A 5,323-nucleotide genomic window follows, 5' to 3' on the forward strand; every position below is an offset into this window, starting at 1 on the left:
TGCTGTTAGGTTTGAAATCAGTTGCTTACTGAAGTCAATTGACCATTGGATAAGTCTTCCAGTGGTGGATAATCAGGGAGTCCATAGTCAGATCGTAACCAAGTTAATTTCTGATAGGTTTGTTCAATCCACTCTGGCTTTAGCTGTTGAACTTCTATGATCTTCTTCTTGTAACTCGGATCTGTTTTAGCTGGTAGGTATTCTAAATAGAAACTGTCGCATTTTTCCATTAAGCTAGAACGCTCTAAATCTACCACCGTCAGGCAGTCAACAAAGTCTTTGTACGCTTCGTTGTCGGAAATGCCTTGAACAACTGCTGGCCCGGTAGTTTTGAGATATTCTTTGTATAGTTTTGCACCGACGACTCCAGAGCCAGATACAGCAACGATAGCTATAATAGACCAGGGAAAGGTGCTTTTAAGTGAGTCGAACATATTATATCCGTTTTATTGTTAGTATTAGTATTAAGGTGGGGATTGTTTTGGAATATTCAATGCATGAAATACAATAATTGTATTTCATGACTAGTTATATCTAGTTTTAAATATTATTTGTTCATCAAAAAGGCTGGTTATAAAACACCCACCAGCCCTTTCAATTTGATATTTAACCTGGGTATGCTAGAACAATGTCTATGTTAAACTTAATATCTGAAAGATTTAAACGGGTCAAAATATACTCAGTCATACTCGCAAAGTCGGCTTAAAATATTTGATTTACCAAATATACAAGGCTCTTTACGGAGGTGGTAAAATTTGGGTCTCCCAGATATTTCATCATATATTTCTTCTACATTTAAAGTCTCAATTATATCAATAGAGTCTGGATTTAACACTAAATGAGAACGGCCATGATACCCACCGTCTACAAATTGGCCACTCTCAAAATCCTTTAAGATATCGATACCGTTTTCACGCAAAATATGACAACGTTTCCGTTCATTCAAATCAATTAGGTCATTGTGTATTCGATTTTCAGGTGGTTTTGCAAGTTCTGAGTACCATTCTTTACCCCTCTTAGTTGATATCCACACTGGTAATTTATCCCAATGTTGCTGTAGATATTTGGGGTGCATAGAAATGGATTTACCAATAGTTACTACTTTAGCTTGTTCCTTTATTGCGCACACATATACGGTAGGTTTACCTACCTGCCTCGCTTTATAGTCAGCGTGATAGCATGCTCCTTTCAGATTAGAAACGAAGTAAAATCCATTAGCATCATTACAGCCTTCGCCTGTACCTAGCATGCCTAACTCAAATTTATCAAACTCCTTAGCTCGTGTACCATGAAAGATGAGCTCTCTTTCCATTGTTCTTTCTAACATGCCGCTTCTCATCAGGTTATAAGTCTTAAATTGTATTATCTAAAAACTAAACAAAATTGAGCTATTACTTTTGTTGACCTCTAAACAGATCAACTAGTCCTCTCAACACAACGCCACTAATGATCAATCCTAATAGTAAACTAATAACTATTCCGTAGGGGTTTGTTGCGAAAAATGAAAAAAACTCAGGTAGTTGAGGGAAAGGTAATGCTGCAACAGTGGCCATAAATTAATCCTTCTTTAAACAGTTAGGTTATGATTTAAGGAAGCTCGAGATCTTCTTCGGTAACCCAATCCAAGTGAGTATCTTTAGATATCAATAGTGTGCCTTCAAGCCAATTTACACCTAATATCTTTTCATCATGTGAAGCGTAAAACTCCGAAAGTTTATCGACTATGTTTGTAACATTCGATATTTCTACATTTTGTAAAGGTAGCCAAAACCAGCGATTTTTTGACTCAAGTAGTGCTCTTTTCGAGTTCCAATCCAGCCCCCATAATAAATGCTCTTGATTACCATTCACGAGCCGACAGTGCATCGCTGCCTTGATCCCCAATTTTTCAAGAAAGAACAACATACTTCCTACTTTGCGTAAAAAAAAACCATATTGACACATACTAAGATGTTACCAAGTATGTATCAATTATCTTTTGTTTTTATATGGTTATGATCAAGCTTGTATCTATATGTGGCTGGCCAGCCAGGTCTTGGTAGGCACAAATTGGTCTGACACCACATTGCCATTATTTATACAGATGGGCAATACGAAGTCAGTACCACTTCCTTTTGCAAACTCCCGTACTTCTCTTAAGGTATCTTTGCTATTGCTAACTGGTACTAGTAAAGAGTGGCTAAGTTCCCTTGTTCCACGCAACTTAATATTGGGTATTGAAAAACCTCGATGTAACAGCTCCTTTGTTTTAATGATTTGCACAGAACTGAATGACTTTACGTATTGGAGTTGTGCGGTTACTAGTTCGTTATATACTGTTTTTAACTTAAACTTTGCTAGCAAATAGTCGTCTGTCAAATTACTGAGCTGATACAAAGCCTTTTTAATAATTAATGTAATTTCTGGGTTATTCAACGATGGCATCGCCAACTCTGGGTCATAGGCGTTTATTACAGCGATTTTTGGATAATGGTCCATTTCACCGACATCTGTTTCAAACTTATCCCTATCGCTTAAAATCATGTTTGTGAGTTTATCGTGTCGCTCTGTCATACCTTTAGAGCATAAAATTAAGAATCTGTTTGATGGCTTAGTTTCGCAGCTAACTAATATTGGGAGTTCATTTTTGTGGTTTGGCACAGGGATATACACCTTTCTAATATCAGAATCCTCTAATATTTCATGTGTACCACTGCCTTCCAGAAAGCTGGCTATCTTCTTCAACATCTGGCTCACGATATCATTCCTTTGTTCAATTATTATTCTACGTTTTGACATTCGTTCATCATACTCTTCTTGTTTAGACTCGATATGCCTAGTCAATTGGTCCCTGTTTAAATATGGTAGAAAATCATTGAAAGTACATTTCACGCTCATGGTGCCAGGGCGTAGCCCTAGTTTAGTTTCAATTCTGGTTGCTAACTTTTTTCCTAGCATACGGGATTTATTAGGCCCTAAATGATTGTTCAAATGACAACCTAGCTCTGAGTTCAATTTGCTAATATTGCCATTCCCTATAAGGGTCAATAGGATCTCTAAATTCCTAGATCTGGCAAGCTTGTCAATTGGGAGGTTATCATCAATTGTTGGGTCTACATTTATGGTAGAAATGGCCTCATCAAGTTGTCCAATAGGCATACCGAGCTTTGTTTCTATGTTTCTAGCTAGTCTGTGACTGATGTTCTTCTGAGGCTTGGATCTGTGGCTGAGATAACTGGCCAAGTGAGGCATATCTAAATGTCTACATAAGTTCTGAATCTTACGGTTGTAGTCTTGGTTGACTATACGCATAAGGTTTTGGTGTCGATTCTCGTGATAGATTTCAGTAGTGTCGAATTTGATATCCATTCAATCACCAATCAATAACGTATTGTTGAAATGGTGTCTTCTATCAAATCTCGTTCTATATCGCTTTCAGCTTGATTTAAATACTTCTCGAGAATATCAATATTAAGTGTACTCAAGTGTCTTCTGTAAAGCTTGCGTCTCAATTCTTTGCGTTCAGCATAAATTGGGTATAGCCCCTGGATAAGGATACCAAGAAGAAGAATTACTATATAAAGCAGATTAAAAGACTCTAATTGAGAGAATCGCCATGCAGCTAAACCTACAATTGTTAGAGAAAATGCCAATATAACTATTCTTCTGGTGAACTGCCCCCATTCTGGTGAAAATACAGAGTCTTTGTAATGCATCATATTATTACCTCCTAGATGTATAAGAAATTGTTCATTGTCCATGTGTCTGGATGTGTTGAAGGGAGTGATTGAGATTCGAATATTGCATCAATGGTTGACCAACCTAGCTCAACTCCGTCCTCAAAATGGGTAGAAAATGCAATGTACATCCAACTTGCGACAGTAAATCGTGCTGCTGCTGTAAATTCAATCTTCAACAAATCGAGTTCGCTTGAGGTACTTACCATGTAAGTATTGGTACTTCTAACGCGATAACATCCTGATAACCTGTCAAGTAGTGGTGTTAGGTTAGGTTCTTTCTTGGCGAGCTTAATCATATCTTTCAAAGACAAAATACAATTGAGCTCTTTTAAACCAACCCTAGTCCATTCTTTAACTTTGCAAATTTGTTCAATTCTGTTTCTTTCGAAAGAGATCCAGAGAGGATCATACCTTCCCATACTTTCAATTAATTTATAGGTTGAAAGTAATTCTTCTAAACTAGCAGAGCATGCCCTTTCGATGTTAGTTGATGTATTGCGCTTAGCAGTACATCTTGTTTTAGTTACTGCGCTTTCCAATCTTGAGTCTCCTAGTTCAAATATTCTCAGTTACAACACTTTTATCGCGAGGATTTGTCTTACGCCGTTATCTGATCGCGATGTCAGTTCAATATTTTCGAATGTCGGTACTGGAAGTCTGTGTATAGCCGCCTCTATTAGTTTCAAGCCGAAAAGGTACTTACCACTAGTAATTGAGTTAATATGATGGTTTGTCATTTTTTCTAAATGACTGACTATCAAATGTTCTAGTTGATATAGAGTATCAAGCACCTGCAGATCTAGGTTTATCAGGTCGTCATAGTTCTGGAGTGTCATCAACGTGTGTCGATATGGATCTAGAGCACACCTGTACGCATGCTTTTTAAGTAGATATGGATGTATAGGTTTTGGCCACATGACGACTATCTGTTATATCTGCTTTGTACGTTCTAGCCAGCTAGCTAGTGATAGTAGACCACATACCTTGGCCACCACCTCGAAATTGTCTTTGTATGCTCCGCTATTAAAGAAAATCAGGCAAATCAAAGCAGTACAAGATAGTGCTATCAGTAAATACTTTGTTCTAAACATTAGCTTTTCCTCAACCATTCTTAGGCAGTCTAGACTAAACATTGATTAATAGATGTCATTCGCGTATAAAAAACAATACTAATGTTACCATATATTTTTATACGTATGTTAGGAAAACCTCATGCTGAGCTAGTTGATAATTTGATCAACTTAGTTTCCATATGAGCTTTGGTACAAATATTAACGAAGAGTATGATTGATATGATAAAAATTGATAAAGATGAAGTTTTGACAGTCTCCATTGTCTCGCAAAGGCTTAAAGGCATCATTCCTGAGGATTATAAATGGCCAAATGTACCGGAGGGATATCAATTGGAGTTTATTGTCCATCCCGATGGCACTTTAATCATGGATCTTTTAAATCCTGATAGAGGAATGTTTATTTCAGAAGCCGAAAATGTTCACTTTGAAACACCCCGTACAGTGAAGAACGCCCCTCTTACATGGCAAGACCTAGAAAAGGCTGGTGTTCCTTTTATGTCATGACCTAACTACAACTTGATAGAGCTTTCA

7 protein-coding genes are annotated in these 5,323 nt (G+C 37.2%); 1 reads left to right on the forward strand and 6 read right to left on the reverse strand.

Annotated features, from left to right (window positions below; genetic code table 11):
- Positions 1-17 precede the first annotated feature (17 nt).
- The 6 genes from IQR33_RS17005 to IQR33_RS17035 form a co-directional block, all read right to left on the reverse strand.
- Positions 18-434, reverse strand: coding sequence for a hypothetical protein (locus IQR33_RS17005; protein ID WP_025634104.1), 417 nt, complete (start codon positions 432-434; stop codon positions 18-20).
- Between the two features lie 245 nt (positions 435-679).
- Positions 680-1,327, reverse strand: a complete 648-nt coding sequence (locus IQR33_RS17010) for a hypothetical protein (RefSeq protein WP_042776360.1) — start codon at positions 1,325-1,327, stop codon at positions 680-682.
- Positions 1,328-1,587: 260 nt separating this feature from the next.
- Positions 1,588-1,905, reverse strand: coding sequence for a hypothetical protein (locus IQR33_RS17020; RefSeq protein WP_025634101.1), 318 nt, complete (start codon positions 1,903-1,905; stop codon positions 1,588-1,590).
- A gap of 105 nt (positions 1,906-2,010) precedes the next feature.
- A complete protein-coding gene (locus IQR33_RS17025) occupies positions 2,011-3,348 on the reverse strand; it encodes a hypothetical protein (RefSeq protein WP_193843877.1) in 1,338 nt (445 codons plus the stop codon).
- A gap of 11 nt (positions 3,349-3,359) precedes the next feature.
- Positions 3,360-3,698 carry a hypothetical protein gene (locus tag IQR33_RS17030; RefSeq protein ID WP_025634098.1) on the reverse strand — a complete coding sequence of 113 codons (339 nt, stop codon included), beginning with the start codon at positions 3,696-3,698 and terminating at the stop codon, positions 3,360-3,362.
- An 11-nt stretch (positions 3,699-3,709) separates the two neighbouring features.
- Complete coding sequence (locus tag IQR33_RS17035; protein ID WP_193843878.1) at positions 3,710-4,258, reverse strand: hypothetical protein; 549 nt, start codon at positions 4,256-4,258, stop codon at positions 3,710-3,712.
- Positions 4,259-5,011: 753 nt separating this feature from the next.
- Here IQR33_RS17035 and IQR33_RS17040 point away from each other — a divergent pair.
- Positions 5,012-5,296: a hypothetical protein gene (locus IQR33_RS17040; RefSeq protein ID WP_138058896.1), complete on the forward strand. Its 285-nt coding sequence runs from the start codon at positions 5,012-5,014 to the stop codon at positions 5,294-5,296.
- Positions 5,297-5,323: the final 27 nt, after the last annotated feature.

Source organism: Vibrio sp. OPT46 (assembly GCF_015163535.1).
Taxonomy (GTDB): Bacteria; Pseudomonadota; Gammaproteobacteria; order Enterobacterales; family Vibrionaceae; genus Vibrio; species Vibrio alginolyticus.

What these genes read in the sequence shown, in the direction of transcription:
- IQR33_RS17005 (WP_025634104.1), bottom strand. Translation starts at nt 434, where the DNA reads ATGTTCGACTCACTTAAAAGCACCTTTCCCTGGTCTATTATAGCTATC.
- IQR33_RS17010 (WP_042776360.1), bottom strand. Translation starts at nt 1,327, where the DNA reads ATGTTAGAAAGAACAATGGAAAGAGAGCTCATCTTTCATGGTACACGA.
- IQR33_RS17025 (WP_193843877.1), bottom strand. Translation starts at nt 3,348, where the DNA reads ATGGATATCAAATTCGACACTACTGAAATCTATCACGAGAATCGACAC.
- IQR33_RS17020 (WP_025634101.1), bottom strand. Translation starts at nt 1,905, where the DNA reads ATGTTGTTCTTTCTTGAAAAATTGGGGATCAAGGCAGCGATGCACTGT.
- IQR33_RS17030 (WP_025634098.1), bottom strand. Translation starts at nt 3,698, where the DNA reads ATGATGCATTACAAAGACTCTGTATTTTCACCAGAATGGGGGCAGTTC.
- IQR33_RS17040 (WP_138058896.1), top strand. Translation starts at nt 5,012, where the DNA reads ATGATAAAAATTGATAAAGATGAAGTTTTGACAGTCTCCATTGTCTCG.